The following is a 24,551-nucleotide window of genomic DNA, read 5'->3' as shown; positions in this document are numbered from 1 at the left end:
CAGGAGAGATTCTTTCAATGGCAGCCAAGTATTCCATCGCAAAATCAGGCTCGTTTACTGGAGCTCTATCCACCAGATAAGCTATGTCGTATTCAATAAGAGACTTATGTTCTGCCCCTTTTAGTATTTTACCTGCGAGAGAAAATAGTTCTAAAAAAGCCCTTGCGATTTGTTTGTTGCTCATTGCGCTTGCAGTAGATAAATATCCTAAAATATTTTTTAAATCTTCTTGAAATTGGTCCCTTTGCATTCTCTCTGATGTTTCGCTTAGTCCCCCTGCTTCAAAAGAAGTCAGTAAGGCCCTTAAATCTGTTAAAAGATTTAAAGTAGCTCCTTCATGAGGTATCCCACCTACTAAAGTATCATTTAATAACCTTGCTATCTGAACGGCGGCCGATATTTCATTGAGAGATGTTAGATGTATTTTCCCTACAAATGAATTGAACCTTACCCTTAAAGGATCATTTACATTTTTGCTAATAGATTCGTCCATTACTGATATGAAGTCTTTTACAGATTCAAGATGATTGCAACTGTAGTTTCCGGCATTAAAAGTTTTTTCGAAGTCAGCGTATTCTATTATATTAAGCATTACACCTGTCAATTCGACTAAGGATTTTCTCTTGTATTCAGCAGAATCAATTTTATTTATATCTACTAACTTTGCTGTAATAGGCCATATATTCATATGCTCACATATTATTCTTTTAAACCTATCTGATGCGACCCCTTCTCCGTTTGCGATTCTGGCCAGATCTTGTTTTGAGATATAACCAAAAAACCATGGCTGGCTCGCTAAGGTATCTAATACCTGTGATGTGTAAGAGTTGAATTGCGCAAAAGGGTAACCTCCATCAGTTAGTTTTAATTTCCTAGATAGTACTTGCATTTTGTTTTTCCTCCTATTAAATTACCCCCGATTATGATATCGAAGTTAAACTCTGTTTTTATCTTTCGAGCCTTTTTATAACCGCGTAAGCGTCTGTTGCTTTCACTTCTCTTATGATTTGATCCTTTAAATCTTCTGGCAAACTATCATTGTCAAGCATTTTCCTCCATATCTTGAATCTTGTCCCTTCATTTAAAGGTTCAATATATGCTAAAAAACCTTCCCTAAGGGTTTTGTCGGTGAAATCAATTTTCGAGCCTAAAATAGCAACTATAGGGTCAGCTGGGCTTAGATGGCTTCCGGGATGGTGTGCTTTCATTGGTTTCATTAATGTTAAGATATAGTGTGCGACTTCTCTATCTTCTAAACAAAACCTTCGTCTCCCTTCGTGCAATATAGAGGATTGATGGTCACGAGAGATTTTAGTGATAGCAGCCAAGTATTCCATTGCAAACTCAGGATCATTTACCGGAGCTCTTTGAACCATATAGCCTATATAGTATCCCATAAGGGATCTATATTCTGCCCCTTTTTCCCCTTTTAGTATTTTACCTGCGAGAGAAAATAGTTCTAAAAAAGCCCTTGCGATTTGTTTGTTGCTCATTGCGCTTGCAGTAGATAAATACTCTAAAATATCTTTTAAATCTTTTTGCAAACGGTCCATTTGACTTTTATCTAGTGTTTCGTGAGCAGTTCTTAGTCCACTTGCTTCAGGCAAAGTCAGTATGGCCTTTAAATCTGTTAAAAGATTTAAAGTAGCTCCTTCATGAGGTATTCCACCTACTAAATTATCACTTAATAATCTTGCCACCTGAACGGCGGCCGATATTTCATTGAGAGATGTTATATGTATTTTCCCTACAAATGAATCGAACCTTACCCTTAAAGGATCATTTACATTTTTGCTAATAGATTCGTCCATTGCTGATATGAAGTCCCTTAAATCTTCTGAATCAAAATTGAAGGGATCTCTGACATTAAAAGCTTTTTCAAAGTCCGCGTATTCTATTATATTAAGTACTACATTTGTCAGTTCAACTAACGCCACGATTTCTTGTGCTAATGCTTTTGTAATAGGAAGTATATTCATCTGCTCACATATTATGTTTTTAAAATGAACCGATGGCACTCCTTCTCCGTTTGCGATTTTAGCCAGATCTTGTTTTGAGATAGTGTTTCTAATCCATGGCTGATTTGCTAAGTCCTCTAATACCTGTGATGTATGAGGGTGGAATTGTGCAAAAGGGGAAACAAGACGACCTCCATCAGTTCGTCCTAAATCTCTAGATATTCTTTGCATTTTGTTTTTCCTCCTATGGGTTTGTTGCATAATAGCAATCTTTGCAATTTGTCATCCCCGCGAAAGCGGGGATCCATCTCTCTTTCTTTTCGGAATGTAAATTAATAAATTTCACTCCGATTATAATAATCGGGGTTCAATGTTTTTATTTCCTGCTCTTATTTCCTCCTCTTGCGCCCTTGTTTTTATACCTTTATAATATCCTCATGCAATTTGGAGTAACTTATTATCCTGATCAGTGGCCAAAAGATATTTGGGATAAAGAGTTTTCTAAAATAAAAGAGATGGGTTTTGAAATTGTCAGGTTTGCTGAAATGGCCTGGGATTTTGTTCAGCCTAAAGAAGATAAATGGGATTTTAGCGGGCTTGATGAGGCTTTAAAAATTTGCCAAAATCATAATTTGAAAGTATTACTTGGGATTCCTGTTGCTCAGGCTCCTCAGTGGCTGGTTAAAAAGCATCCCGAAATTCTTCATGTTGCAAATACAGGATATATTCATCCTGCATATGGTCCCCGTCCCAATGCCTGCCGCGATAACGAAACATTTAAAAAATATGCAAAAGCGCTTGTTCATAAAATGGCGCAAAGATATAAAGATCATCCCGCAGTTTATATGTGGCAGCTTGATAATGAGCCTAATTATCCTCCTCTTGATTTAACTGATAATAAAGATTTTTGTCATTGTGAATCGACGAAAAAAGCTTTTATTAAATGGGCTAAAAATAAATATCAATTGCTTTCAAAATTAAATGAAAGATGGGGGACAAAATTTTGGGCAGGGACTTTTTCTTCTTTTGACGAAATAACGCCCCCAAGAGTCGGTATGTGGGATGCGGGAAACCCTCATATCTATCTTGACTGGTTCAGGTTTAAGTCTGAAAATATTTCCGCATGGCTTAAAGAGATAAAAAAAATTGTCAGAAAGTATGATAAGAATAGAAAAATTGGGACTAACAGCTTTACAAGTATTGTTAATAGAATTGTTGATCACAGAGTATTAGCGGAAGATATGGATTTTTTCGGATGGGATATTTATCCTAAAGGGACACAAAATTCTTTAGAGTCTCTTGCCCAGATCGCGGATTATTGGAAAGGTGTTTGTCATGCTACAGGATCATCGTTTATAGTTTCTGAGCTTCAAGGGGGCCCGAATGTTAGGTGGGGAAACGGTGACTGGGTTAAAGGCGAAGAGATTAAAGAGTGGGTCGATTTATTGGCAGATCATGGGGCAGAGATGATTTTATTTCATAACTTTCGGCCCCCTCTGTTTGGGTCGGAGACAGGAGGTTTTGGAATTTTAAAGCCCGATGGAAGCCCCACGGAAAGATATTACGCAATAAAAGAGATTATTGCCCAAGGTTGGGATGATTCGCGAACCGTACCAACAAAACTTGCCATCTATTATTCTCGTCAGTCTGATGTTCAGACTTTTCAGGAAGAGGGATGGCAGAGGCCGGCTCCTAATGACTGGTTTTCCGGGCGGGGTGATTTGGGGTTGTTTTATGGGAACAATTCGATTGTAGGCGCTTACCGTTTGGCTTATGGCAAAAAGATACAACCCTCTTTTATTTTTGATACGGAATTGGAAAGAGGGGAGATTAATTGCGCCATTTTATTGCTGACTAATCCTTATTTATTAAGCAGCAACCAGTTCGCCAACCTTAAAAAATTTGTGGAATCGGGAGGAACATTGATTTCTGAATCCCGTTTTGGCTTAAAAGACGAAGACGGCCATTTATATGAAACTCCTCTTTTGGAGGAGCTTTTGGAGTCTGAACATCTTTATACAGAAATTATTGGCAAAGAGATGAAAGTTGAAGGTTCCCCTGTATTTGGTTTCAGGGATCTTTTAAAGATTAACGAGAAAAGTTGTGTAGTTTTAAAAAAATATGACGACGGGCATCCTGCTTTAATAGAGAAGAAGTTTGGCAAAGGTAAAATTATTTATGCCACGTTTAGCCTATTTTCAAACATATTAAAGCATGGAGATTTTACTCTTAGCCTTTTTTAACTGACCATAATAAACCCCGATTATTCACCCCGACTAGGAAATCGGAGTGAAATTTCACCAGTTTCTTAATGATAATAAACTATTGGAGGGAAACCTTAAACAATGTTCAGCAAAAAAATTATATCATTTAATTTGAGTGTTGTTGTTGAGAGGGGAGATGTTGACGAGCTCTATAATAAAGTTGTTTCTGTTCAAAATGGAGGAGAACTTACTGACGAGCTAGTAGATGCCCTTAAGTCATTTGGGTTTCCAGTGGTGAAAAGCCGTATTTCTCAGGCTATTCAAAGTGGAGGGATACCTTCTATTTTATTGAGATTCTGCAGGCCGAGAATAGATTTAAATATGATAAATATTCCAGGCGGAGAATTTATATTTCAGAATGTAGAAGGAGTAAGGGTGAACGGTTTTAGAGTTAGCAGGGATCTAATTACAAATGCTCAATATAAGGTGTTTTGTGATAGTACCGGATATCAGCTGCCTGCATTTTGGGATGATAGACTCTTTGGTTTTGAAGCTGAAGATGAGACGAGAAGAGTTGTTGGTCATTATTTACCCGTTGTAGGGGTCTCTTTTTATGATGCGCAGGAATTTGCCAAATGGACTGGGAAGCGTCTTTTAACGGAGCTTGAATGGGAGCGGGCTGCCGCCGGCCCTATGGGAAGTTTCTTCCCTTGGGGAACTTTGTTTGTAGATGATTGGATTGTGTTTAAAGATTCTCACACGAGGCCTATTAATAGAAATGGTGTAGAGATGGGGAAGAGTGTGGAAGGGGTGAGGGATTTGGCGGGAAACGTGTGGGAATGGACGCGTTCATTTTATGAAAGAATTGACTTTTCAATGCCTCGTGATCCGATATTTGCCACAGAAGGAGAGTCTATTTCCTGTCGCGGCGGCGCATACTGGATTCATAACTTGGATTATTTCAAATGCAGTCATCGGCACGGTATATCGAAAAATATTCGAGACAATTCTACTGGATTTCGAGTTGGCGATGATTTATAAAACCCGATGATGATAATCGGGGTAAATAGGTTATTAATATATGAAGCTTGTAATGAAACGGATACTTGAGTTCGCGAAAAAAAACTGGCCTGAAGATATATCTGTCCCTTTAAAAGGGAAATCAGCTAAGCATTTAAGAGTGCTTCGTGACCCTCAGATTATAATGAAAGAGTTTATTGTTGCGGATTTGAGGAAGGGCTATGGGTTTAATTCTGATTTGGCTATGAAAGTGGCCGAAGTTGCAATGCTAAATGTCGATTTTACAGAAGGGTTTTTAAAATATCTGGCAGAGGAATCCAAACTTCAAGAGAGGTTTTTGTCAGGAGAGGTCAAGGCTGCCGTGGAAGATACGCATAAGAAGAAATTTTACGAATTTTTGGCGATTACAAAAATAGAAAAGAACAAAGACTTATATCAAAAGTTTACCATGAAAGATAATGTTTTTGTTCTGACAGAAGAATGAAATTTAAGCTATGGGTGAACGATAGATAAGAGGGTTGAAAGGCGAATAAATAAACAAACAAGGAGGTGATTTGAATGGGATTTTTGATGAGAGGACTTGTTGAAAAATTTAATACACAAGTGCCGGTACAGAAGGAAACATTTCGAGGTGGGAAGGAGGATGTTAATGTAAGAGGTTTTTCCCGTGGTGAAACCAGCCGCATTGGCAAATTTTTTGGTATTCCTAAATCTTTTAGAGGTGGGGCTGAAGCTGAGATGCATGCGTTTGTAATTCAGTCTTTGCAATCTGAATATAAATTTTCATATCCACTTGCAGGCTCAATTGCGGATATCTCTTTGAATAACAACGTGGAGTTTACAGAAGACTTTTTAAAAGCTTTGATTTCGGATAGCGCGCTTCAGCAAAAATTTACCTCTGGAGAAGTTTTGAAAGCTGTTGAAGAAGTCCAAAAAAAAGGGAAATATGACTTTGGCACAATAGCGAGCATAATGTTAAACCAGGGGGTTACTGCTAAATTTACGATGAAGAGCAATGTGTTTATGCTTTTATCTTCGGTGAATGATGTGGCATCGCAACCTGACGTGATCAGTTCTAATAAGCCGGCAGGGGCTTGGTATCAAGGGGATTTCTATGGTAGTGAAGGGATGCGATATGCTGTTATCTAAATAAATATAACAAACAAAACACCGGCCGAGTCTTGTTTGGAGAAAGGCTGGTGTTTTTGTTTTGTTGATGATAGAATTTTTTGGATAAATTAAATGAAATTAAATATCGGTTGCGGCAAAAAATATCTGCCGGATTATGTTAACATAGATTTTTTTGATAAGACAATTGCAGATAAAAATTTAAAATGCTGGGAGTTGCCTTATAAAGAAGATTCTGTGGATTCAATTATTGCGGAACAGCTTTTGGAACATATTGGTTATGTCGGAGCTAAATTCGCATTAAGTGAATGGTTTAGAGTTCTTACTCCCAATGGTCATTTGTCTCTTACAACCCCTTCTTTTGATGATAATATTAAGGCCTATTCAGAAGCTTCTTCTGGTAAAAAAGCAGCCTTGTTAAACTGGATATTCGGGATGGAATATGAAGGATATCAGCATAAATTCTGTTTTTCAAAAGAGATATTACGCAAGGAACTTGCAAAAGCAGGATTTGCAGATATAAAAATCAGTCAGTTTGAATGTGGCAAAGATCGAGTTTCTTTTAGGGTGGAATGTAAAAAGCCTGAAAAATATGATCAAAAATATTCTGTTGTATCAGCGTTAAGAAGAACTTTTGTTGCGGGGAAGATTATCGACCCTCAAAATGTTCATCCGGTTAAAATAGAATTAGAAAATTTAATCGATAAAATTCTTCAAATCGATGTTTATTCCAAAGAATCTGTTTTTGAGCTTTTATATGATTCTATTATTTTAAGCCCGCATATTGGAAGAATTGTTTTTGATGTTTTTAATTCTTTTAAATTGTTTCCAACAGATTCGGTCAAAAAACTTAAAATAGTTATCCCTTATCTGATAAAGAATAATTTTATCCTTCAGCTTTATAGCTTTTTTGTAGGTTCTTCTAATTATATAAGTGATAATGTTGAAAATTATTTATATGCTTGTGAATCCGCGAAGTCTTACTTAAAGAGTTTGCAAAAAATCCCTTTAAATAAACTGTCAAAAGGGATTTTTTGTTTTCGTAGTGTAAATAAGCTCCCTTACTTAAAGGTTATATCTATGTTTGATTTGAGCCATATTTTTTATATAGCTGCCAGCCTCTCTGCGCAAGGGGCAAAAGCTTTTATACAAAAAAAGAATAAAGAGGCGAAGAATTTATTTGATGAAGCTTTAAAGTTTAATCCTAAAAATATTTTTGCCTGCTGGAATATGGCAAGACTTTGTATATTAAATGGAAATTTGTTGGGAGCTATAGATTTTTATTCTAAATCTTTAATGGGTTGTTCCCCTTATCTAAAAGAAGATTTATTAAAAGAATTAAACGCTGTGCTGCGAAAAAATAGATGGAGGGGCTATAATAAGCCGGTTATTTATGACGAATCCAAAATTTAGGGATCAAATGTATGTTCCTGATTGTTGTGTTTGGGAGATAACACGAGGGTGCAATATGCGCTGTATCCATTGCGGAGCCTCCGCCGGCCCAAAACGTTCAAAAGAATTGACAACAGAAGAAGCTTTGAAGGTGTGTGAAGATTTAAATGATATTGGGACAAAAGAGGTCTCTTTGATTGGAGGGGAGGTTTTTGTAAGAAGGGATTGGTTTCAGATTGCCAAAAAAATACGTTCTTTGGGGATGAGGTTAGTTATTATTACTAATGGATTGCTGGTTGATGATAACGTTATAAAACAACTCAAAGAATTAAAATTGAGGCGTTTGGGGGTTAGCCTTGATGGAAGCGCCTCTGAAACTCATGATTATATAAGAGGGACAAAAGGATCTTTTAATCAGTTAATGGAATTGACAGATAAGTTGTCGAAAGAAGGGATTTCGGCTTCTTTCATTACAACGCTTACTCGTTACAACATTTATGATCTGTTTAATATTGCTGAAATAGTTGTTGCGAAAAAAGCAAATTGGCAAATACAGGTTGCCAGTTGTCATGGGACAAGAATGACCAGAAAAGATTTGTTGACTCCTTTAGAGTTTTATTTTGCCGGGCTCTGTTTGGCTGAAATTCAAAAACGATATGCTTCAAAAGAGTTTCTTATAGTTGGGGCTCATGACATGGGTTATTATTCTTGTCGTATCCCTCTTCTGCAAAGAGCAAAGAAACCTTGGAATGGATGTCCGTCAGGCATGACGGCGTTGGGGATTCAAAGTGATGGAGATGTGCGAGGGTGCCTCTCTCTTTATGATGATAAATTTAAGGAAGGGAATGTTCTTGAAACGCCATTATCGGTGTTATGGAACGATCCTAAGAAATTTAAAATTAACAGATATTTTAAAAAAGAGGATTTAAAAGGCTACTGCAAAAAATGTAATTTTGGAGAGATTTGCCAGGCCGGCTGCAAAGACATGGCTTTTAACAGTTCCGGATCCCCTTATAATAACTTGAATTGCTTTCACAGGATTGAAGCTGTAAACGCCAAGAAATAATTGATTTCACCCGATTTCCTAATCGGGGTTCAACACTTTTAAAAGGACCAAAGGCTTATTTTTTAAAAAGCCTCTTTCTGTCTTTAGTTCCGCAACCTGCACATCTACGTATTGTCCTGTTTTCAAGCTTTTTACTTCATCCCCGTTTATTCTTCCCTCAAAGTATTTTCCTCCCCACATCCTTACAAGCGGGATATAGGCCGTATCGTTTATTATTCTATCTACTCTGCAATTTCGAAATATAGAGTTTATCCTAACTGTTGAGCCGTTTAAATAAAAAGATATCCTCCTGTTGTTGATGTCTATCCCCAGCCATCTGTCGCTCCTTGTTGTTATCCCTTCAAAAACACGAAAGAATGATTGCATAAATTATTCCCTCCCTTTGAACTTTTCAGGGTTATCGCTTAATTGGCAGGCAAAATTTCAATAATTTGATAGAATTATAACAGATGCTTCATCAAATTTTAAAAAAATTAAAAGATACTGATGTTTACAATGAAAGTTTGCGTGAAAAAAACTTTTCAGGGCTTATAGGCTCTTCAAAATCATTGGTTGTATCTTCTCTCGCGGAAAAACTTAAAAAGGTAGCCATAATTACAACCTCTTCTTCTGAAGCGCAATGGATAAAAGAAGAGATTTCTGTTTTTTATCCAACACTGACAGTTAGTATTTTGCCTGCTCCAGACGCCCTTTTTTATGGAGAAAAAGTTTCAAAAGAGATTACCGGCAAGAGGCTTAGAGTTTTTGCCGATTTTTTGGCCGAAGATAAAGGGGTTCTTGTTATCCCCTTAAGGTCTGCTATGTATAAAACTTCAGGGACAAGGGATCAGTGGATTGAGCTTTTAAGGGGGGAGAAAGATATAAGGCTTGATAAACTTATAAGCAGGTTGATTGAATATGACTATGAGAGATTGCCGGTTGTCGGAGAGCACGGAGAGTTTTCCGTGAGAGGGGGGATAATCGATATCTTTCCTTCAAATTCTGATTATCCTTTCAGACTGGAATTTTTGGGGGATGAAATAGAATCTATCCGTCCCTTTGATCCCGTAACGCAAAGATCAAAAGAAAAAATTGAAAACATTAAAATATTTAAAAACAATGAAGAGAGAGATGTCTCCCTGCTTTACGCTTTGCCAAAGGAGACAACCTTAATTATTGATGAAAAAAATATCCTTAAAGGAGCTTCGGATCAGCTGATAAAAGATATAAGTCTTTCTCCTGATGTTTTAAAAGATATTGTTCCTTTTATTGAGCTTTTAAAAGAGGCAAAAAAATTTAATCTTTTTTATTTCTCGGGGTTTTTTGAGACGCAAGAAGAACCTCTGTTCTATTCTTCTTCGGATTATACAAACAAAATATCTGTGCTGGAAGAAAAAAGAGATGTTTTAATTGTAACTGAACATCCTTCCCGCTTTAGCCCATCTTTAAAAATTGTGAAAGGACGGATCCGATCGGGGTTTAAATTTGGTGATTGTGAGGTTTTGTCCGATAAAGAGCTTTTTGGAGTGAAAAGTGCGAGGGCGAAAACAGAGACAAAATTGGTTGAAGGGGTAGGCCCCGATATTCGTGCCGATTTTAATATTGGAGATTATGTCGTGCATGAAGACTACGGTGTTGCGATTTATAAGGGGCTCCATAAAATTGAGGAGGGAGAATTCATCCTTCTTGAGTTTGCGGAAAACGACAGGCTTTATGTTCCGCCCCATTCTATGGGTCGGGTTGAAAAATATATTTCTGAAGAGGGATATCGCCCTAAGCTTTCCAGAATGGGAGGGGTGGCATGGAAGGCGATAAAATCTAAAGTAAAAAAATCTGTTCGTGATTTGACAAAAGAACTTTTGGCTTTGTATTCAGAGAGGAAAGAAATAAATAAAATTCCATACTCTCAGGATGACCTATGGCAGAGCGAACTTAAAGATTCTTTTCCATATGAAGAGACCCCCGATCAGTTGAAAGCGATCTCGGACATAAAAAACGACTTGGAATCTGATAAGCCGATGGAGAGGCTTTTGTGCGGGGATGTGGGGTATGGCAAGACAGAGGTTGCAATAAGGGCGATTGTTAAGGTAGCGCAAGCAAATAAGCAGGTGGCCCTCCTTGTTCCTACAACGATTCTGGCGGATCAACATTACCATTACTTGAAAGAGCGGCTCTCTGTTTTTCCTCTAAAGGTTGAGATGCTTTCAAGGTTTAAAAGCAAAGATGAGCAAAAAAAGGTTATTGAGCAATTAAAAAGTGGCGAAATAAATATTATTGTCGGGACCCACAGGCTCCTTCAAAAAGATGTTCATTTTAAAGATATAGGCTTGTTGGTTGTTGACGAAGAACATCGTTTTGGTGTTTCACATAAGGAAAAACTTAAAAAAATAAAAAAGAATATCGATATATTATCAATGACCGCGACCCCCATCCCCAGAACTCTCTATATGTCGCTTGCTGGGACAAGGGATTTAAGTTTAATTCAAACTCCCCCCGCCGACAGATCTCCCATAAGGACATATGTTTCCCCTTTTGATGAAGCGTTGGTTCGAGAGGCTATTCTTAGAGAATTAGATAGAGGGGGACAGATATTTTTTGTCCACAACAGGATAGAGACGATAGATAATATCGCGGCAAAAATAAAAAGACTTGTTCCTGAAGCTAAACTTGTAGTTGCGCATGGGAGAATGAGAGAGATTGACCTCGAGAAGGTTATGGAAAAATTTCTTGATCAAAGATGTGATATTTTATTGTGCACCGCGATTATAGAATCGGGATTGGATATACCAAATGCAAATACTATTTTAATTGATAATGCCCATAAGTTGGGGCTTGCGCAACTTTATCAATTAAGGGGGAGAGTGGGACGCTCGGAAGTTAGGGGATATGCATATCTTTTATATGACCCTAAAGATATTATAGCAGAAAATTCCTTGGCCAGGTTAAAAGCCATCCAGGAATTTATATCGTTAGGATCGGGTTATAGGCTTGCTCTGCGTGATTTGGAGATAAGGGGATCCGGAAATCTTTTGGGGGCACAGCAGCATGGGCATATGCTCTCGGTGGGGTTTGATCTTTATTGTGAGCTTTTGGATGAAGCTGTTAAAGAGATAAAGGGGATAAAAGAGCCGACTCCAAGACAGGTTGTCATCGATGTGGAAAAAGAGGGGTATATCCCGGGAAAATATATTGAAGATGAACAGCAGAGGATAGCTATTTATCGTCGTTTAAACCTTTTATCCTGCTTGGATGAATTGAAAGATTTTAAGGATGAGATAAAAGACCGTTTTGGAAAAATCCCTCAGGAAGTTTTGAAGCTTTTTGATTTTGTCTTTTTAAAGCTAAGCGCCGGTAAGATGGGGATTGTTTCGATTAGGGGGGATAAGAGGATTGTTGTTGAGTGGATAGATGGGAGACAAAAACGGTTTAAAATTGAGGGTAAAGATCGACTAGGAGAGATTGTCGCGAGATTGAAATCAACCCCGATTTCCTAATCGGGGGGAATAATCGGGGTTAATTTTTAATCAAACCTGTCTTTCATCGCTCTTATAGCTCTTTGGCTTCTTATTATGGCTATCGGTTTTTTTGTTTTTTTGTCTTTCAAGACGATGGCTTCATCCCTTATCTCTACGTTCCCCTCTTCAACATCTTCAATTGTCGTCTTTGAAAGGTATACAGAGGCCAAAACTTCTGCTATTTGGGCGTTTAGCTCATCTCCGATAAAAACTCTAGGATTGATTTCTATCTCCGTATGCGCTCCCTTTATAGGGTTTGATCCGCTGTATTTTTTCCACACCTTTTTTAATTCGTCTTCAAGCTTTTCTAACTGGCTTTTCATTTTTACCATCTCCTTTCAAGAGAGACCGTTCTTTCCATCCGTCAATTACTAGTGAAGGGGGTATTTCGCAGGCTACTCCGCAGTTGAGTAAAAATCTTGGCAAATCTATGACCTCCAATCTTTTTTGTGAGTCTTGAGGCTGCGGGAGTGTAGCTGCAATTTGCTCTTGAACAGGGAATCCTGGATTGTGTCTTAATTCTGGGGCTTCTGGGGGAAGAGAAGCTATGGCCGGCTTCTGATCAAGAAGAGCCCAGTTTTTTGAAGAGGCAACTTTTCTTTCCAATGTAGAGATGTCTGCCTCCAGTAAAGGGTCTTTTGCCATTTGATATAATTTATCTGTTGTTAGATGTATCGCGTTATCTTCTTCTGGGGTTAGTTGTCTTGTTAATTGCAGGAGCCTGTATAAACAGCCTGTTAATTGATAAGGGTCAAATTTTAAACTTGCTAAAAACTGTGGGAGTTGTTCTGCTTTGACAGAAACTTTTTGCTTGTTTTTAATGTCTGTCAATGAGAAAACCATACCTGAAAGTCTTGCGAGGCATTGTGATCCGAGGCTTCTATAAAAACTGTCTTGCGCGCGTGGAATTAAACCGTTGTCTGCAGAGCTTATAGCGCGTTGTTTTGCTACCCAAGTCGTTATATTGGTTTTTCTAATTGCCATAGTTTTCTCTTCCCGTAGATTTTATCGGAGTATAAACCAAAAAACTTGCATGGGGTGAATAATCGGAGTTAAATGATATAATATCAGAATGAAAGAATTTGATGCTTTAGTAAAGGTTGTTTCGATTTTACGCAAAAAATGCCCATGGGATAAAAAGCAGACACACAAGACGCTGAAGCCTTATATGCTTGAAGAGACGAATGAAGCAATAGAGGCTATAGATAGCGGCGACCCTAAAAAACTTTGTGAAGAACTTGGAGATCAGCTTTTGCATATTGTTATGCACGCTGAAATGGCAAAAGAAAAAGGGACATTTACTATAAAAGATATTATTGAGGTTATCCGCGCCAAAATGATTCGCCGCCATCCGCATGTTTTTGGAGATCTTAAGACTAAAAAAATATCTGAAATTTATAAAAGATGGGAAAAGATAAAAAAAATAGAAAAATATGCAAATAAAAAAGGGATAGACCTTATGAAACTGGGTGCGAGAAATATGAAAAAACTATGGGAGGAGATTAATCAAAATGAAAGATAAATTTAATTGGTCGAGTTTTATATTTTGGACATTGATAGGGATTCTTATATTAATGATTTTATTTCCGGTTTTTCCTGTGCCACAGAAGGCTGAAGAATTAAGTTTCTCTGATTTTTTAAACCGTGTTGATAAAAATGAAATAAAGTCTATAAAAATATCAGGAGAAGATATTTCAGGGATATTAAAAGATAAAAAAGAATTTAAAACCCGGGCTGTCAACTATCCTAACTTGATTTCAAGCTTGAGAGAGAAAAATGTAGATATAAAAGTTGAACCTCCAATGGAAAATAATTGGCTCTTTGGACTGCTCGCGCAAATACTTCTTCCTCTTCTCTTTTTTGCTTTTTTATGGTGGCTTCTTTTGCGGCAGGCTCAATCTGCCAATAATCAGGCAATGTCGTTTGGACGGTCCCCAGCGAAATCTCTTGAAAAAAAAGCGGATGTCACATTTGCCGATGTTGCCGGAGTTGATGAGGCTAAAGATGAGCTGAAAGAGATTGTTGATTTTTTAAAGAATCCGCAAAAATATCAAAAACTTGGCGCCAAGATGCCAAAGGGACTATTACTTGTTGGCGCTCCTGGAACAGGAAAGACTCTTCTTGCCCGCGCTATTGCTGGTGAAGCAGGTGTTCCGTTTTTGACTATTTCTGGTTCTGATTTTGTGGAAATGTTTGTTGGTGTTGGAGCTTCTCGCGTTAGAGCGGTTTTTAAGCAGGCAAAAAAGGTTACACCTTCTATTATATTTATGGATGAAATAGATGCTGTGGGCCGACATAGGGGGGCTGGATTGGGTGGAGGGCATGATGAGAGGGAACAGACATTAAATCAGCTTTTGGTTGAAATGGATGGCTTTGATCCAAAAACGAATGTGATAGTTATTGCGGCTACAAACAGACCCGATATTTTAGATCCTGCCCTTTTGCGTCCTGGGCGTTTTGATAGAAGGGTGATTTTGGATAAACCCGACCTTAATGGGAGGGTTGCGATACTAAAAATTCATGCTAGAGGGAAACCATTGGCAAATGATGTCGATCTAAATGTTGTAGCAAGAAGGACTCCCGGATTTACGGGCGCGGATCTTGAAAACATATTAAATGAAGGGGCGATTCTTGCGGCCCGTTCTGAAAAGACGCAAATTACAATGATAGAAGTTGAGGAAGCAATTGATAGGGTTATGGCCGGGCCTGAAAAAAAGAGCCGTGCAATTTCTGATAAAGAAAAGAATATTATAGCTCATCATGAAGTTGGACATGCCCTTATGTCGAAAGTATTGCCGCATGCTGATCCTGTTCATAAAATTTCAATTCTTCCAAGGGGTATGGCGCTTGGATATACCCTTGCTCTTCCCATTGAAGATAAATATCTTATATCTAAAAGTCAAGTATTGGATGAAATAAAGGTATTGTTGGGAGGGCGTGTTGCGGAAGAGATTATTTTTAATGAGGTGACATCAGGCGCGCATAATGATTTGGAACGTGCCACTGATCTTGCAAAAAAAATGGTTTGCGAATTCGGAATGAGCAACCTTGGGCCAAGGACTTTTGGACGAAAAGATCATCAAATATTTTTGGGGCGGGATATTGCCGAGATGAAGGATTATGGAGAGACGACTGCGGATGAAATAGATCATGAAGTTGAAACAATTATAAATGAATGTTATAAAAGCACTAAAGAGATTTTAACTTATAACCGCGACCATGTTGATAATATTGCAAAAGTTTTAATAGAAAAAGAGACACTTGAAGGAGAAACCTTGGAAAATGTTTTAAAAGAGCTCTCTTTACCGCCTGTAAATTAACCCCGATTTCCTAATAGGGGTTAATAATCGGGGTTAACCTGGGGGTAGTATATGTTGTTAGAATGTGTTCCCAATTTATCAGAGGGGCGGGATGAAGAACTTTTAAGACAAATTATCTCTGCAATAAAAACTGTGGATGTGAAAAATATTCACGTCGATCCTGATCATAATAGGTCAGTTATAACTTTTTTTGGCGGTTTAAATGATGTTGTTAAAGCCGCTTTTGATATGACAGAAATGGCTATGCAGCTTCTGGATATCCGAGACCACGTTGGAGTTCATCCTTATATTGGAGTAGTTGATGTTATCCCTTTTGTTCCGTATAAAGACGCTACTATGGAAGACGCGATAAAAGCAGCCAGGCTTTTAGGTAAAAAACTTTGGAAGGAATTAAATCTTCCTGTTTATTATTATGGCTATGCGGCTAAAATTTTGGAAAGAAGGGATTTGCCTTATGTTAGGAAAGGGGGATTTATTGAGCTGCAAAGAGAGGTTGCTTTGCCTCATAGGCAACCCGATGAAGGGAAAGGGTTGCATGTTACAGCCGGAGCCACGGCTGTAGGGGCACGCAGTTTTTTGATAGCTTTTAATGTTAATTTAGACACAGAAGATTTAACTATAGCCCAGTCAATAGCAAAAAATATTAGAGAAAAGAGCGGTGGATTAAAGGGGGTTAGGGCCTTAGGGTTGTCGCTTGAAAGTAAGGAGAGGACTCAAGTATCTGTAAATTTGGTTGATCACAGAGAAACCTCTTTGAAAAGGGTCTTTGAATGGATTGAAAAATGGGCTTATGAATATAAAGTAACTATTATAGAATCTGAACTTGTCGGAATGATACCAAAAGAAGCTTGTTTTTTGAATATGGAAAAGGCTCTTAAGCTGTATAATTTTTCCGATAAATTGATAATTTGAAGCAATGATAAAAAAGTCCAAGACCCTCTCCTCTAACATTTTTTCTTGATCATTCCGTTGTTCATAGTAAGTCATATGAACCCCGATTATTCACGGTAAAACCAGAAATTGGGCTTGTTGCGTAATGACAGTTTTTGCAATCGGGGTGAAATTTTTGCTATTTATATGCGAAAAAAATGTGGATAGGATTTGGTGGAAAAAAGAGAGGAATGCACATTTTATGTTGCTTGTTTTGCATAAATATATGTGCTAAGATAACTTTCGCTTGATGGTTTTGGTATATTTTTTGTGGCATGATAATTGCTAAGTATTTAGTACGATTATATTTTGGAGGTGGATGATTATGGATACAAATCTGCAAGAGCATGAGTGGATTCAAAAAAGAGAGATACTTCCATTTCTTTCGGATAAAAAAGAGCTTGAAGAGAAGGAAATTGGTAAAATTGAGTTTTTTGAAGCAGGGCTTAAAAATGAAATAAAGAGAAGTGATACGGTTGATAATGCCGTAATCAAAATAGTTAGAATGGCTTTGGCTGCGGAGTTTGGGCCTTCTTTTGTTAAATCAAAAGGGGTAGATAAGATGATTCTGACAATAGTTAATGGTATAATGTCTGATAATGTTCTTAGAAAACAATCTTTACTTATTATTGATAGATTTGCAAGGTAGTAGATGAGTATGGAATCAACAATACTTGTTGTTGACGATGAGACTTCTATTCGTGAGTCTTTTAAGCTTATTTTTAGTGATAAGTATCATTTACTTCAGGCTGCTTCTGGTGAAGGGGCCATCAAGCAAATAGCCGATCATTCTGTTGATGTCGCATATCTTGATATTCGTATGCCTGGGATGGACGGGATAGAGACTCTTAAACGTTTAAAAGAGCTATCCCCTCAAACGCAGGTTGTTATGGTAACAGCTGTGAATGATGTTCAGCGTGCGTCTGAGGCTATAAAATTAGGCGCGTTTAATTATGTTGTTAAACCTTTTGATGTTGATTTTATACTAGGACTAACCAAAGATCTTCTTATTCGTAAGGGTATGTTATCTGCTTTTGCTGAAGGGTCAAAATATGATTGTCTTCCTCCTTTTATTAAGGGAATTGAAAAAATAGAAGAGATGACCCTTTCTGATGATTGGATATTAATTTCAGGAGAGCCTGGGGTAGAAAAAGAATGGGTTGCTCATTATATTCATCAGCAATCAAAAGAGACAAAGCCTTTTATTGTTTTTGAGGTGGAAAGAAAGCCTCAAAGTTTAATAGAAAAAGAGCTTTTTGGTTTAGTAGGTGGCAATACAGTTGCCGACATTAGAAGAGAACCGGGAATTACAGAAGAAGCGGGAACGATATTTATAGATAATATAGAATATTTGCCTAGAGCGCTTCAGAATAAAATCGTTAAAATCCCCTCCAGGCTAATATGTGGCAGTTCTGTAAATCAGCAAGAGCTTGATATCGAGAAAAGTTTGAAAGATAGACTTTTGAAAAATATTATTCATATCCCACCTTTAAGGGCCAGGGCTGCTGATATTTCAGTGATATTTGATTATTTTTTTGATAAGGCTTTAAGGGAACATGTTAGTTTTGTAAGAAAGATTTCACCAGAGGCAAGAGATATTTTAACTTCTTATTCCTGGCCTGGCAATATAGAAGAGTTGAGAGTTGTTTTAGATAGGCTTGTTCTTATTTGCCAAAACTCAGTAATAAAGCCTGAAAATTTGCCTTTGAATATTTTAATAAGTTCGTCTGATGTTCACTCCCTGCCTCTTGAGGAAGTTTATTCAGAGTTTGAAACAGGTTTTATTAAGTTGCTTTTAGAAAAAAATTCAAACAATCGCTTAAAAACCTCACAAATGTTGGGAATTCAGCCTCGTGTTTTGGATACAAAGATTTAGTATAAAAGCTTGCCGCGAGCCGGAATCGAACCGGCACAGCCGTATTAAGGCCAAGGGATTTTAAGTCCCTCGTGTCTACCAATTCCACCACCGCGGCTAATATCTATCGACGCTTTTTTGCTACCCCTTGTTTGCCTTCAATATTACGTTTTAAATCCAGTAATCGTTCTTCACTGTCTTTTAAAAACCTTGTTATTTTATCTTCAAAAGAGCCTGGGGGAGGTTTATCTTTATCTTTTTTAGGATATTTTCTAGCAACGACATTTTTCCCGACCATTTTTATTGAAAGATCATATTTTCCTTCTTTTACAAGCCCCATTACTTTTACTTTTACAACATCCCCGATTTTTAAGTGTTCGTTAATATTGGAGACATATGTGTCAGAAATTTGACTTATATGTACTAGCCCTACACACCCGGGACTTAACTCGATAAATGCTCCATATTTTGTAATTCCAGTCACTTTACCTTCGATCTCACTTCCTATTTCTATTGGCATATTTTAAACGCAATCTCCTTTTTTTTTACAAGATTTAATTTTTCCCTTGCAATTTTTTCAATAACATTTTTATGCTTTATGTTTTCAAGCTTTTTTACTAATTCAACGTTTTCCCCTGTTAAAAAAGCTGATTTAGAGATAAGCCACAATTTTTCGTTTGCAAGAGATTTATTTTGCATCAAGTCTTCTCTAATAACAAAAAGCAAATAAAGTAAAAACAAACTTAGTAGAACTACCCATAGATTAAACTTCATGCTTTTAATTAGTTAATTTTATCAATTTAACAAAAAATTGGCAACATAAAAATTAATAATATGTGAGCCATAGTACAAAGTTATAAGCGCTCCCAATGTTAATGAAGGGGCGAATGGGATATAATCTTTTAATGTTTTTGTTTTTGTTAAAACTAAAAAAAGTGATATTGTGCCGCCAATAATGTAACCAAGCAAAAGGGAGACAAGCAATCCCTGCCACCCTAAAAAGGCTCCAAAAGCCGTTGCTAATTTTACATCCCCATCTCCTAAAACATCTTTTTTGTAAAAAAGTTTCCCCAACAATCCTATCGAGTAAAGAATAAAGAACCCTAATATAATTCCTACTAGCGATGATATGATCCCTCCTTTTGTAAAGCTGTAAAACAGGCCAATGAATATGATTATATAGATGGGAGAATCAGGTATTAATTCGGTTTCAAGGTCAGAGAAGAAGTTTAATATTAAGAAGGAGATAAATGCTGCGGAAAAATAAAATTCCAAGCTCCAAACTCCAAAGCCCAGAATAACTGGGACTGAAAGAAACAACAAACCGGTTAATACTTCAACAATAGGGTATCTTACAGAAATTTTTTCATCACAGCGACCGCATTTCCCTCTCAGCAAAAAATAGCTTATTATCGGAAAATTTTCAAGCCAGGGGATTTTTTTTTCGCAATGCGGGCAGTATGAAGGTGGCCATACGATGCTTTTTCCTCTAGGCAAACGATAAATACAGACATTGAGGAAACTTCCAATAATTGCGCCAAAAACAAAAACTATAAAATAGTTGACAAGCATGGTATGGAAATTATATATTACCACCATGGCTGAGTCAAACTTAAAAATCGAAGAATTGCTTAAACTTATGACCCAAAAGGAGGCTTCCGACCTTTTGCTTGTTGTAAACATGCCGCCTGTCATGCGAATACACCAGAGTTTAACGAAAACAGATTATCCTGTCTTAACTTCCCAAAGTATAAAAACTCTCGCGTATCAAATGTTAAAGGATAAACAAATCACAAGATTTGAATCGGACAAAGAACTTGATTGTGCTTATCAACTGGATAATTCAAGATTTCGTATTAACCTTCATTTTGAGAGAGGGAATGTTGGAGTTTCTATCCGTAGGATTTCCGTTAAAATACCGTCGCTTAAAGAATTACGAATTCCGGAGGTTGTCTCCAATTTTTGCAAGCTTCCAAGAGGGTTGGTTTTGGTTACAGGGCCTACAGGATCTGGGAAGAGTACAACTCAAGCCAGCATGATAGATATTATAAATAGTACAAAGGCTTGCCATATTATTACAGTCGAAGATCCGATAGAATATATGCATTTTAACAAAAAAGCCGTTGTTGAACAGCGGGAGGTTGGCGCGGATACTAACTCTTTTGAAGGAGCCTTGAAGGTTGTTTTAAGACAGGATCCTGATGTTATCCTAATTGGTGAAATGAGGGATTTGGAGACGATTAGGGCCGCGCTTACAGCTGCCGAGACTGGGCATTTAGTTGTATCTACTCTTCATACTCCGGATGCCGCGCAAAGTATTGACAGAATGATTGATGTCTTCCCTCCTCATCAGCAGGCGCAAGTTAGGCTTCAGCTGTCTTTAGTTCTTCAGGGAATTATTGCTCAGCAGCTTTTGCCAAAAAAAGATGGCTCGGGGGTTGTTCCTGCGATAGAGATTTTAATTGCTAATGCAGCGGTGAGGAATATAATCCGCAAAGCGACAACCCAGGATATTTATTCTGTGTTGGAGACAAGCTCAAAGCAGGGGATGATAGGGCTTGATGTTGCTCTTTCAACCCTTTATTCTGGAGGACTTATATCTTATGAAGAGGCAATGAATCATGCTCACAGCATGGAAGAGCTTGAAAAAAGAATGAAAGGAACAGGAAGACTTTAACCCCGATTCTTTGCCCCGATTATGACAATCGGGATTCATGCTAGAAAGAATTTCAAGCATTTTGATTTTACCGTGAATGATAGGGGTTAATTTTAGATCTCCTCCTGTTTATAAAATAAAAAGAAGACGTGTCAAAACTTCCATCGTTTTTAATTAAGAATATTCCCAAAAGGATTAACCAGTCAAAAATAAGAAACCTCATTTCTGACGAATCAATTCATACTGTTTGTGAATCTGCAAAGTGTCCGAATTTAGGAGAATGTTTTTCCCGCAATACTTTGACCTTTATGATTTTAGGGGATATTTGCACAAGAACCTGCGCATTTTGCGGCGTTAAAAAAGGGACACTTTTTCCTCCAGATCCTGATGAACCTGAAAAAATTGCAGAGGCTGTTAAAAAACTGGGATTAAATTATGTTGTTGTAACATCTGTAACCAGGGATGACCTCCCAGATTATGGCGCCTCACAATTTGTGAGAGTTATAGAAGAATTAAAGCCCCTTCCTGTTGAAGTTTTAATCCCCGATCTTTGCGGAGAATGGGAAGAATTAAAGAAGATAGTAGATGCAGGGCCTTATGTTTTGAATCATAACATTGAGACTGTGCCAAGATTATACAAACAAATAAGGCCACAGGCCATTTATAAAAGATCTCTTAAGCTTTTAAAGAGAGCAAAAGAGTTAAATTCCAGGCTGTATGTTAAATCCGGATTTATGGTGGGGTTGGGGGAGACGGATGGAGAAGTTTTTGACTTGCTTCAAGAGTTAAAATCGGTAAGCTGTGATATTGTAACAATCGGACAGTACCTTCCTCCATCAAGAAATCATGCTAAGCCAGAACGGTTTGTTGATCCTTCTGTTTTTGAAGAATATAAAACAGAAGGGGAAAAACTCGGACTTAAAGTCTTTTCAGGCCCGTTTGTCAGAAGTTCGTATCAGGCCTCAAAGATTATAAGCCTACGGTAGCTAACTCTTCCAATATCCAAGAAGGTAATTGTTGGTCGGGATGTGTTTGTTCTTTCAAGCGTGTGATTGCTTTACAAGCTAAATCATCGGCTGCAATTCTTTTTAATATTTGGCTGTCTTCTCTTAAATTGATTAAACTTGACAAAACAGTAAATCCCACAAAAACGTTAGAATTAAGTCTTAATAAATTAAATAGTACAGAGATTTTCTTTTTAAGGCAAAGTTTTAAGGGTGATGGTATAATATAAAAAGAAAGAGTCATTTTATGCATCAAGAAGCGGACAGATTATTAAAACTTCCAATATATGTATTTGCCCAGTTGGATAAACTTAAAGCAAAAGAGTATGCCAAAGGGGTTGATTTAATTGATCTTGGAATGGGAAATCCTGATATACCACCGCCGCCGCAGGTTATCGAATCTCTTGTCGAATCTTTAAAAAATCCTGAAAATCATAGGTACCCATCGTTTGAAGGGGCGCCTGAATTTAAACAGGCTGTCTCTGATTGGTGCAAAAAACAATACAACATAAGTATTGATCCCGAACATGAAGTTGTAACATTGATCGGGTCCAAAGAAGGCGTTGTCCATTTTGCTTTTGCTTACATCAATCCTGGTGACATAACTCTTGTTCCTATGCCTGCGTATCCGGCTCATTTTAGAGGTACAATTCTTGCGGGCGGGGATCCTTATATTTTGCCTACAACTTCACATAGGGGTTTTATGCCAGACCTGAAAATTATTGATCCTGCAATTGCGCAGAAAGCAAAGATGATGATATTAAGCTACCCGACAAATCCGACAGCTTCTTTTGCTACAAAAGAATTTTTCAAAGAAGCGGTTGAATTCTGTAAGAAATATGACATTATTCTTGTCCACGATTTTGCGTATGCGGAGATTTATTTTGGAGCGGAAAAACCGATTTCAATGCTTTCAATCCCCGGAGCAAAAGATATCTGTATAGAATTCCATACTACATCCAAAACATTCGGAATGCCAGGATGGAGATGTGGATTTGCGGTTGGCAAAAGGGAGCTTATAGAATCCTTGCGCAAAATAAAGACCAATCTTGATTATGGCCTTTTTACTGCAGTACAAAAGGCGGCTATTACCGCTTTGCATTTAGGAAACGGCTATATTGACAAGGTTAGAAAGACTTATGAAAAAAGGATGCATCTTTTTGTTGATGGGATGAATTCTCTGGGATGGAATATTGAAAAACCAAAAGGAACAATGTATGTCTGGTTGCCTGTTCCTTCCGGTTTTGATTCAACAGAGTTTTGCATGTATTTACTTGAAAAGACGGGGGTTGTTGTCTCTCCGGGGGTTGCTTTTGGTGATTTGGGTGAGGGTTACATAAGGGTTGCCATGGTTGCGCCGGAAGCAAGAATTGTCGAAGCTGTCGACCGCATCAGAAAAGCTGGGATTTATTTTAAGTAATGTTTCTAATTCAATAAATTTTGTTTTTAGGTTTTTTTTGTAGCGATTAAAGGTTCCTTATTATCGGTTTTAAATTGGAAATTCAATGAAAAATCGTCCACTAATTGCAATAACAATGGGAGATCCCGCGGGAATTGGACCTGAAGTTTGCGTAAAAGCGCTCTCAACTCCTGAAGTTTATAGCTTTACCAGATCTTTTATTATTGGAGATCCCAAAAGTCTACAGCATGCAATAAGAATTTCAAAACTGCCGGGGGTAGTTGTAAACCCCATAGAAAACATATCAGATGCCAGGTTTTTGCGCAACAGAATTGATGTTTTAACTGTTGGAAAGATAGACATTTCCAACCTTAAAATAGGAAAACTCTCCGCGGAATGCGGGAAAGCTTCTGTCTTGTATGTTGAAGAGGCCATCAGATTGGCAAAGGCCAAAGAGGTTGATGCCATGGTTACAGCTCCTATAAATAAAGAGGCGATTCATAAGGCCGGTTATAAATTTGATGGACATACCGAGATTTTAGCGGAACATACTAAAACTAAAAAATACGCGATGCTTTTTGTCGCTGATAAATTTTGGGTTGTGCTTGCGACAACACATCTTCCCCTAAAAGCCGTCCCAAAAAATATTAATAAAAGAAAAATTTTAGATGTAATAGAATTAGCAAGCGATGCCTTGAAAATGGTAGGTAAAAAAAAGGCAAAAATTGCAGTTGCTGGACTTAATCCTCATGCTGGGGAGGGGGGGATTTTTGGAGATGAAGAGATAAGGCATATAATTCCTGCCGTAGAGGAGGCCAAGAGGCGGGGGCTTACGGTTTACGGCCCCATATCTCCTGATGCTGTTTTCAATCTTGCAAATGCCGGACTTTTTGATATTGTTGTCGCAATGTATCATGATCAAGGTCTAATACCCTTAAAACTTGTCTCTTTTAACAGGTCGGTAAATGTTACTCTCGGGCTCCCTTTTGTAAGAACCTCTGTTGATCATGGAACCGGGTTTGATATTGCGGGGAAAGGGGTGGCAAATCCTCAGAGCTTGGTATATGCAGTAAAAGTAGCCGCACATTTTGCCCGCGCAAAACAATAGTTTACAATTCATTTGTA

General features: G+C 37.7%; 24 protein-coding genes, 1 tRNA gene and 1 pseudogene. 16 read left to right on the top strand and 10 right to left on the bottom strand.

The window, feature by feature from the left end:
* Together A2290_02685 and A2290_02680 are read right to left on the bottom strand one after the other, a co-directional pair.
* Window positions 1-889, bottom strand: a pseudogene (locus A2290_02685) (hypothetical protein).
* 58 nt (window positions 890-947) lie between these two features.
* Window positions 948-2,189: a hypothetical protein gene (locus A2290_02680; protein OGC13390.1), complete on the bottom strand. Its 1,242-nt coding sequence runs from the start codon at window positions 2,187-2,189 to the stop codon at window positions 948-950.
* A 41-nt stretch (window positions 2,190-2,230) separates the two neighbouring features.
* Between A2290_02680 and A2290_02675 the strand changes: the two genes are divergently transcribed.
* The 6 genes from A2290_02675 to A2290_02650 all read left to right on the top strand — a co-directional run bounded on the left by A2290_02675 (window position 2,231) and on the right by A2290_02650 (window position 8,768).
* On the top strand, window positions 2,231-4,201 hold the full coding sequence (locus tag A2290_02675) for a hypothetical protein (protein ID OGC13389.1): 1,971 nt from the start codon (window positions 2,231-2,233) through the stop codon (window positions 4,199-4,201).
* Between the two features lie 102 nt (window positions 4,202-4,303).
* The gene (locus A2290_02670) at window positions 4,304-5,203 is read left to right on the top strand and encodes a hypothetical protein (protein ID OGC13388.1); all 900 of its coding nucleotides are present in this window, start codon (window positions 4,304-4,306) and stop codon (window positions 5,201-5,203) included.
* Between the two features lie 40 nt (window positions 5,204-5,243).
* A complete protein-coding gene (locus A2290_02665; protein OGC13387.1) occupies window positions 5,244-5,666 on the top strand; it encodes a hypothetical protein in 423 nt (140 codons plus the stop codon).
* Window positions 5,667-5,740: 74 nt separating this feature from the next.
* Window positions 5,741-6,331 carry a hypothetical protein gene (locus tag A2290_02660; protein ID OGC13386.1) on the top strand — a complete coding sequence of 197 codons (591 nt, stop codon included), beginning with the start codon at window positions 5,741-5,743 and terminating at the stop codon, window positions 6,329-6,331.
* A gap of 93 nt (window positions 6,332-6,424) precedes the next feature.
* The gene (locus tag A2290_02655) at window positions 6,425-7,723 is read left to right on the top strand and encodes a hypothetical protein (GenBank protein OGC13385.1); all 1,299 of its coding nucleotides are present in this window, start codon (window positions 6,425-6,427) and stop codon (window positions 7,721-7,723) included.
* On the top strand, window positions 7,704-8,768 hold the full coding sequence (locus tag A2290_02650; protein ID OGC13384.1) for a hypothetical protein: 1,065 nt from the start codon (window positions 7,704-7,706) through the stop codon (window positions 8,766-8,768). Before A2290_02655 ends, A2290_02650 begins: the two co-directional genes overlap by 20 nt.
* 18 nt (window positions 8,769-8,786) lie before the next feature.
* Here A2290_02650 and A2290_02645 read toward each other — a convergent pair whose 3' ends face one another.
* Complete coding sequence (locus tag A2290_02645) at window positions 8,787-9,134, bottom strand: hypothetical protein (GenBank protein ID OGC13383.1); 348 nt, start codon at window positions 9,132-9,134, stop codon at window positions 8,787-8,789.
* Window positions 9,135-9,217: 83 nt separating this feature from the next.
* Here A2290_02645 and A2290_02640 point away from each other — a divergent pair, with 83 nt between their 5' ends.
* Window positions 9,218-12,241 (top strand): transcription-repair coupling factor, encoded by a 3,024-nt coding sequence (locus tag A2290_02640; GenBank protein OGC13382.1) that lies wholly within the window; start codon window positions 9,218-9,220, stop codon window positions 12,239-12,241.
* Between the two features lie 26 nt (window positions 12,242-12,267).
* Here the strand turns inward: A2290_02640 and A2290_02635 are convergent, their stop codons facing one another.
* Together A2290_02635 and A2290_02630 are read right to left on the bottom strand one after the other, a co-directional pair.
* Window positions 12,268-12,585 carry a hypothetical protein gene (locus A2290_02635; GenBank protein ID OGC13381.1) on the bottom strand — a complete coding sequence of 106 codons (318 nt, stop codon included), beginning with the start codon at window positions 12,583-12,585 and terminating at the stop codon, window positions 12,268-12,270.
* Window positions 12,560-13,246, bottom strand: coding sequence for a hypothetical protein (locus A2290_02630; GenBank protein OGC13380.1), 687 nt, complete (start codon window positions 13,244-13,246; stop codon window positions 12,560-12,562). The genes A2290_02635 and A2290_02630 overlap by 26 nt, the downstream gene beginning before the upstream one ends.
* Window positions 13,247-13,334: 88 nt before the next feature.
* Between A2290_02630 and A2290_02625 the strand changes: the two genes are divergently transcribed.
* From A2290_02625 to A2290_02605, 5 genes are all read left to right on the top strand, one after another.
* Window positions 13,335-13,784 (top strand): hypothetical protein, encoded by a 450-nt coding sequence (locus tag A2290_02625; GenBank protein ID OGC13379.1) that lies wholly within the window; start codon window positions 13,335-13,337, stop codon window positions 13,782-13,784.
* The gene (locus A2290_02620; protein OGC13378.1) at window positions 13,774-15,582 is read left to right on the top strand and encodes a cell division protein FtsH; all 1,809 of its coding nucleotides are present in this window, start codon (window positions 13,774-13,776) and stop codon (window positions 15,580-15,582) included. Before A2290_02625 ends, A2290_02620 begins: the two co-directional genes overlap by 11 nt.
* Before the next feature lie 51 nt (window positions 15,583-15,633).
* Entirely contained in the window at window positions 15,634-16,494 is an 861-nt protein-coding gene (locus tag A2290_02615; GenBank protein ID OGC13377.1) for a glutamate formimidoyltransferase, read from the top strand.
* A 343-nt stretch (window positions 16,495-16,837) separates the two neighbouring features.
* Window positions 16,838-17,161: a hypothetical protein gene (locus tag A2290_02610; GenBank protein ID OGC13376.1), complete on the top strand. Its 324-nt coding sequence runs from the start codon at window positions 16,838-16,840 to the stop codon at window positions 17,159-17,161.
* 9 nt (window positions 17,162-17,170) lie between these two features.
* A complete protein-coding gene (locus A2290_02605; protein ID OGC13375.1) occupies window positions 17,171-18,388 on the top strand; it encodes a hypothetical protein in 1,218 nt (405 codons plus the stop codon).
* 10 nt (window positions 18,389-18,398) lie between these two features.
* On the opposite strand, the gene A2290_02600 is transcribed toward A2290_02605, so the two are convergent.
* The 4 genes from A2290_02600 to A2290_02585 form a co-directional block, all read right to left on the bottom strand.
* Window positions 18,399-18,485, bottom strand: a tRNA-Leu gene (locus A2290_02600).
* 6 nt (window positions 18,486-18,491) lie between these two features.
* Window positions 18,492-18,887 (bottom strand): RNA-binding protein S1, encoded by a 396-nt coding sequence (locus A2290_02595; GenBank protein ID OGC13374.1) that lies wholly within the window; start codon window positions 18,885-18,887, stop codon window positions 18,492-18,494.
* Window positions 18,878-19,108 carry a hypothetical protein gene (locus tag A2290_02590; protein ID OGC13373.1) on the bottom strand — a complete coding sequence of 77 codons (231 nt, stop codon included), beginning with the start codon at window positions 19,106-19,108 and terminating at the stop codon, window positions 18,878-18,880. The genes A2290_02595 and A2290_02590 overlap by 10 nt, the downstream gene beginning before the upstream one ends.
* Window positions 19,109-19,162: 54 nt before the next feature.
* The gene (locus tag A2290_02585; GenBank protein ID OGC13372.1) at window positions 19,163-19,939 is read right to left on the bottom strand and encodes a hypothetical protein; all 777 of its coding nucleotides are present in this window, start codon (window positions 19,937-19,939) and stop codon (window positions 19,163-19,165) included.
* Window positions 19,940-19,964: 25 nt separating this feature from the next.
* Between A2290_02585 and A2290_02580 the strand changes: the two genes are divergently transcribed.
* Together A2290_02580 and A2290_02575 are read left to right on the top strand one after the other, a co-directional pair.
* Window positions 19,965-21,044, top strand: coding sequence for a type IV pili twitching motility protein PilT (locus A2290_02580; protein ID OGC13371.1), 1,080 nt, complete (start codon window positions 19,965-19,967; stop codon window positions 21,042-21,044).
* A 128-nt stretch (window positions 21,045-21,172) separates the two neighbouring features.
* Entirely contained in the window at window positions 21,173-22,009 is an 837-nt protein-coding gene (locus A2290_02575) for a lipoyl synthase (protein ID OGC13370.1), read from the top strand.
* On the opposite strand, the gene A2290_02570 is transcribed toward A2290_02575, so the two are convergent.
* Window positions 21,993-22,280: a hypothetical protein gene (locus A2290_02570; GenBank protein OGC13369.1), complete on the bottom strand. Its 288-nt coding sequence runs from the start codon at window positions 22,278-22,280 to the stop codon at window positions 21,993-21,995. The two genes, A2290_02575 and A2290_02570, sit on opposite strands and share 17 nt — an antisense overlap.
* On the opposite strand from A2290_02570, the gene A2290_02565 reads away from it, so the two are divergent.
* Both A2290_02565 and A2290_02560 read left to right on the top strand, forming a co-directional pair.
* Complete coding sequence (locus tag A2290_02565) at window positions 22,275-23,447, top strand: LL-diaminopimelate aminotransferase (protein OGC13368.1); 1,173 nt, start codon at window positions 22,275-22,277, stop codon at window positions 23,445-23,447. The two genes, A2290_02570 and A2290_02565, sit on opposite strands and share 6 nt — an antisense overlap.
* Window positions 23,448-23,532: 85 nt before the next feature.
* A complete protein-coding gene (locus A2290_02560; protein OGC13367.1) occupies window positions 23,533-24,534 on the top strand; it encodes a 4-hydroxythreonine-4-phosphate dehydrogenase PdxA in 1,002 nt (333 codons plus the stop codon).
* Window positions 24,535-24,551: the final 17 nt, after the last annotated feature.

The organism is candidate division WOR-1 bacterium RIFOXYB2_FULL_36_35 (assembly GCA_001771505.1).
Lineage (GTDB): Bacteria > Margulisbacteria > WOR-1 > XYC2-FULL-46-14 > XYC2-FULL-37-10 > XYB2-FULL-36-35.
The sequence above is the reverse complement of the archived record's forward strand: the minus strand, read 5'-3'. Positions and strand labels throughout refer to the sequence as shown.

What these genes read in the sequence shown, in the direction of transcription:
- A2290_02680 (OGC13390.1), bottom strand. Translation starts at nt 2,189, where the DNA reads ATGCAAAGAATATCTAGAGATTTAGGACGAACTGATGGAGGTCGTCTT.
- A2290_02560 (OGC13367.1), top strand. Translation starts at nt 23,533, where the DNA reads ATGAAAAATCGTCCACTAATTGCAATAACAATGGGAGATCCCGCGGGA.
- A2290_02620 (OGC13378.1), top strand. Translation starts at nt 13,774, where the DNA reads ATGAAAGATAAATTTAATTGGTCGAGTTTTATATTTTGGACATTGATA.
- A2290_02655 (OGC13385.1), top strand. Translation starts at nt 6,425, where the DNA reads ATGAAATTAAATATCGGTTGCGGCAAAAAATATCTGCCGGATTATGTT.
- A2290_02570 (OGC13369.1), bottom strand. Translation starts at nt 22,280, where the DNA reads ATGCATAAAATGACTCTTTCTTTTTATATTATACCATCACCCTTAAAA.
- A2290_02670 (OGC13388.1), top strand. Translation starts at nt 4,304, where the DNA reads ATGTTCAGCAAAAAAATTATATCATTTAATTTGAGTGTTGTTGTTGAG.
- A2290_02665 (OGC13387.1), top strand. Translation starts at nt 5,244, where the DNA reads ATGAAGCTTGTAATGAAACGGATACTTGAGTTCGCGAAAAAAAACTGG.
- A2290_02635 (OGC13381.1), bottom strand. Translation starts at nt 12,585, where the DNA reads ATGAAAAGCCAGTTAGAAAAGCTTGAAGACGAATTAAAAAAGGTGTGG.
- A2290_02605 (OGC13375.1), top strand. Translation starts at nt 17,171, where the DNA reads ATGGAATCAACAATACTTGTTGTTGACGATGAGACTTCTATTCGTGAG.
- A2290_02615 (OGC13377.1), top strand. Translation starts at nt 15,634, where the DNA reads ATGTTGTTAGAATGTGTTCCCAATTTATCAGAGGGGCGGGATGAAGAA.
- A2290_02625 (OGC13379.1), top strand. Translation starts at nt 13,335, where the DNA reads ATGAAAGAATTTGATGCTTTAGTAAAGGTTGTTTCGATTTTACGCAAA.
- A2290_02645 (OGC13383.1), bottom strand. Translation starts at nt 9,134, where the DNA reads ATGCAATCATTCTTTCGTGTTTTTGAAGGGATAACAACAAGGAGCGAC.
- A2290_02580 (OGC13371.1), top strand. Translation starts at nt 19,965, where the DNA reads ATGGCTGAGTCAAACTTAAAAATCGAAGAATTGCTTAAACTTATGACC.
- A2290_02595 (OGC13374.1), bottom strand. Translation starts at nt 18,887, where the DNA reads ATGCCAATAGAAATAGGAAGTGAGATCGAAGGTAAAGTGACTGGAATT.
- A2290_02630 (OGC13380.1), bottom strand. Translation starts at nt 13,246, where the DNA reads ATGGCAATTAGAAAAACCAATATAACGACTTGGGTAGCAAAACAACGC.
- A2290_02610 (OGC13376.1), top strand. Translation starts at nt 16,838, where the DNA reads ATGGATACAAATCTGCAAGAGCATGAGTGGATTCAAAAAAGAGAGATA.
- A2290_02640 (OGC13382.1), top strand. Translation starts at nt 9,218, where the DNA reads ATGCTTCATCAAATTTTAAAAAAATTAAAAGATACTGATGTTTACAAT.
- A2290_02565 (OGC13368.1), top strand. Translation starts at nt 22,275, where the DNA reads ATGCATCAAGAAGCGGACAGATTATTAAAACTTCCAATATATGTATTT.
- A2290_02650 (OGC13384.1), top strand. Translation starts at nt 7,704, where the DNA reads ATGACGAATCCAAAATTTAGGGATCAAATGTATGTTCCTGATTGTTGT.
- A2290_02585 (OGC13372.1), bottom strand. Translation starts at nt 19,939, where the DNA reads ATGCTTGTCAACTATTTTATAGTTTTTGTTTTTGGCGCAATTATTGGA.
- A2290_02660 (OGC13386.1), top strand. Translation starts at nt 5,741, where the DNA reads ATGGGATTTTTGATGAGAGGACTTGTTGAAAAATTTAATACACAAGTG.